This is a genomic window from Marinobacter sp. UBA2498 (assembly GCF_002341575.1).
Taxonomy (GTDB): Bacteria; Pseudomonadota; Gammaproteobacteria; order Pseudomonadales; family Oleiphilaceae; genus Marinobacter; species Marinobacter manganoxydans.
Window position 1 is genome coordinate 15,370 of sequence record NZ_DDOI01000047.1, and the last position, 406, is coordinate 15,775.

General features: G+C 58.9%; 1 protein-coding gene. It reads left to right on the forward strand.

What is annotated here, in order from left to right; genetic code table 11:
• A partial coding sequence (locus B2W52_RS05415; protein ID WP_286801788.1) for a methyl-accepting chemotaxis protein occupies positions 1-406 on the forward strand: 406 nt, incomplete at both ends.

Below are 406 nucleotides of genomic sequence, written 5' to 3' on the forward strand. Positions count from 1 at the left end.
GGCGTCTCGCCAACTGACAGGCGAGTCCGAATCACTCTCCGGCATCACAGAGCGTACAACCGCCAATTCGGAGCAACAGCGCGACCAGATCACGCAGGTGTCTGCCGCCATGCAGGAAATGGTGTCCACCTCCGAAGAGATCGCCTCGAACACCAGCGAAACTGACGAATCGGCCCGTAAGGCCTCATCGCTTGCGGATTCCGGACAGGAAACCGTTGGCTCAGCCATTCGGGCGGTTACCAACCTCGCCAATCAGGTTGAGAAAGGGTCTACCCGGATCCAACAACTGGAGAACGAATCGGCCGAAATCGGCAATGTGCTGGCTGTTATCCAGAGCATTGCTGAGCAAACGAACCTTCTGGCGCTAAATGCCGCCATTGAGGCGGCTCGAGCCGGTGACGCCGGG